Source organism: Nocardia farcinica, from assembly GCF_029867845.1.
GTDB classification, from domain to species: Bacteria; Actinomycetota; Actinomycetes; order Mycobacteriales; family Mycobacteriaceae; genus Nocardia; species Nocardia farcinica_A.
In genome coordinates this window covers 1-2,966 of the sequence record NZ_JARWRU010000574.1, presented here as the reverse complement: position 1 = coordinate 2,966, position 2,966 = coordinate 1, and the positions used below count along the sequence as shown (strand labels likewise).

Sequence of the window (2,966 nt, the reverse complement as noted above, 5' to 3'; positions counted from 1 at the left end):
GGGGGGGGGGGGGGGGGGGGGCGGGGGGGGGGGCGCGGCGGGGCCCCGCGGGCGGCGGGGCGGGGGGTCCGCTCCCCCCCGCCACCCCCCCGGTGCGCTCGCCGAACGCGCTGGCCGCGTTCGCCTGGGTGCTGGCGCTGCACCTGCTCGCCGCCGCGGCGGGCATCGTCAGCCGCGAGATCCCGTACGTGGTCGATCTGCTGCGGCTGCCGGACTGGGCGGTCACCGGCCTGCGCCGCACCGGCACCGCCGTGCTGCGCCTGGTGGCCTGCGCGACGGCGGTGACGGTGGTGTCGCTGCTGGCGCACTGGTCGACCATGGGCGAGGGCTACGCCGACGCGGGCGACTTCTGGGGTGTGCTCGGACTCTCGGCGCTGTCGGTGATCTACCTGCCGAATGTGGTGGCAGGCGCGCTGGGCATCCTGCTCGGCTCCTCGGTGCAGTTCGGTGCGGCCTCGGTGAGCCTGTTCGAGGTGTCCGGCGGACCGGTGCCCGTGGTGCCGGTGCTGGCCGCGCTGCCGATCGGTCCCGCGGTCGCCTGGTGGCCGCTGCTGATGCTGCTGCCCGCCGCCGTCGGCGTCGTCACCGGTCTCGACCTGGCCCGCACCGGCGACGACGAGATCCCCCGGCCGTGGTCGATCCTGGTCTGCGCGGGCGCCACCACGCTGGTCCTGGCAGGCGCGGCGCTGCTGGCGGGCGGCGAACTGGGCGGATTCGGGCACGTCGGGGTCGCGTTGCCGACCTTCGCGGCCGCGTCGTTCCTGGTGCTCTCGGTGTCCGGCTGGCTCGGGCTGATCCTGGCCCGCCTGGTGCTCGACCGCCGAGCCGCGCGTGCGGAGGACGATTACTACTACGCCGATCACGACGATCTCGATCACGATTACGACGATCAGGATTACGACGATCACGACGACTACGACCGTCGCGGGGGAGACGACAGCCGCGCCGAATCCGGGCACGACGGCTACGACGACGCGCACCACGACTACGACGACGCGCACCACGGCTACGACGACGAGGACGGCGGCTCCTACGAGGACGACCGCTACGAGGACGAGCATTTCGACGAGGACCACGACCTCGACGGCGAGTACGACCACGACGGCGATCACGACCACGACGGCGATCACGAGGGCCGCCGCGCCGATCCGGCCGAAGGAACCGCCGACGACGGTCACCGGGGCGCGGACGCCCGCCTGAGCGGTGGGCGCGCCCTCGGCCGCGCCGCGAACCGCGCGACCGGCACCCCCACCTACGACGACGGCGTCCCGGACGCCATCGACGCCGAAGTCCTCGACGAACCCCCGGTGCCCAGCCGCCCGCGTCGTGAGCCGGAGGACGACATCGTCGACGCCGAGGTGGTCGATCCCGACGCCGCCCGGTAGCCGCGGCGGCGCCGCCGTGCCCGCGCCGCCGCGCCCCGCCACCGCGCGGGACACCGGTCGTCGGAAGCCCGTGCGCCACCGACTACGCTGATCACCGGCGGTGAGGTTCCCCGCCGACCGATCGACACGCAGGAGCAGACCCCTGACGACCTCGCATGCCACGTGGGTGCCGACCGCGGCCCCGGCCACCGTCGTGGTGCTCGCCTCGGGCACCGGATCCCTGCTGCGCTCCCTGCTCGACGCCGCGGCCGAGCCCGGCTACCCGGCGAAGGTGGTCGCGGTGGGCGTCGACCGCGACTGCGCGGCCACCGGCCACGCCGAGGACGCGGGCGTTCCGCACTTCCGGGTCGCGCTGGGCGACTACGCCGACCGCGGCGCCTGGGACGAGGCGCTGACCGAGCGGGTCGACGCCTTCCATCCCGACCTGGTGGTCTCCGCGGGCTTCATGAAGATCCTCGGCCCCGCCTTCCTGGCCCGCTTCGGCGGCCGCATCATCAACACCCACCCCGCGCTGCTGCCGAGCTTCCCCGGCGCGCACGGGGTGCGCGACGCGCTCGCCTACGGGGTGCGCTACACCGGCTCGACGGTGCACCTGGTGGACGCGGGTGTGGACACCGGACCGATCCTGGCTCAGGAACCGGTGCCGGTGCTGCCCGGCGACGACGAGGCCACCCTGCACGAACGCATCAAGGTTGTGGAACGACGGTTGCTGGCGGAAGTCGTGGCCGCCGTCGCCACGCGAGGCATTGTCTCCGACGGACGAAAGGCAGTAATTCCAGATGAGCGGGTGCAGCGGTGACTGAACGCAAGCCGATCCGCAGGGCGCTGGTGAGCGTCTACGACAAGACCGGGCTCGTCGAGCTCGCGAGCGGTCTGCACGCCGCGGGCGTCGAACTGGTCTCGACGGGTTCCACCGGGGGCATGTTCGCGGATGCGGGCATCCCGGTGACCAGGGTGGAGGAGCTGACCGGCTTCCCCGAGACCCTGGACGGCCGGGTCAAGACGCTGCACCCGAGGGTGCACGCCGGCATCCTCGCCGACACCCGCAAGCAGGAGCACCTCGACCAGCTCACCGAGCTCGGTGTGGAGGCCTTCCAGTTGGTGGTGGTGAACCTCTACCCGTTCACCCAGACCGTGGCCGGCGGCGCGAGCGAGGACGAGTGCGTCGAGCAGATCGACATCGGCGGCCCGTCGATGGTGCGCGCGGCCGCCAAGAACCACCCCTCGGTGGCCGTGGTCGTCGACGCCGGTGACTACGACGAGGTGCTCTCCGCGGTGAAGGAGGGCGGTTTCACCCTCGCCCAGCGGACCGCGCTGGCCGCCAAGGCCTTTCAGCACACCGCCGCCTACGACGTGGCGGTCGCGAGCTGGATGACGGGCGTGCGTGCCCCCGCCGTGGCCGAGGCCGAGGGCGGGCAGGCCCCGAGCAGCCCCTACCCGGCGTGGATCGGCGGCAGCTGGCAGCGCGCGGCGGTGCTGCGTTACGGCGAGAACCCGCACCAGTCCGCGGCGCTGTACACCGCCGCCGGGCAGCAGGGCCTGGCGCAGGCCGAGCAGTTGCACGGCAAGGAGATGTCGTAC

Annotated in this window: 2 protein-coding genes and 1 pseudogene; all 3 read left to right on the top strand. The window is 73.5% G+C overall.

Annotation, left to right across the window (positions count from 1 at the left end):
* A partial coding sequence (locus QH283_RS12580) for a cell division protein PerM (RefSeq protein WP_280503185.1) occupies positions 1 to 1,385 on the top strand: 1,385 nt, incomplete at its 5' end.
* A gap of 166 nt (positions 1,386 to 1,551) precedes the next feature.
* The gene (purN, locus tag QH283_RS12575) at positions 1,552 to 2,184 is read left to right on the top strand and encodes a phosphoribosylglycinamide formyltransferase (RefSeq protein WP_280503184.1); all 633 of its coding nucleotides are present in this window, start codon (positions 1,552 to 1,554) and stop codon (positions 2,182 to 2,184) included.
* Positions 2,181 to 2,966 (top strand): annotated as a pseudogene (gene purH, locus QH283_RS12570) (bifunctional phosphoribosylaminoimidazolecarboxamide formyltransferase/IMP cyclohydrolase); the annotation flags it as partial. The gene purN and the pseudogene purH, both read left to right, overlap by 4 nt.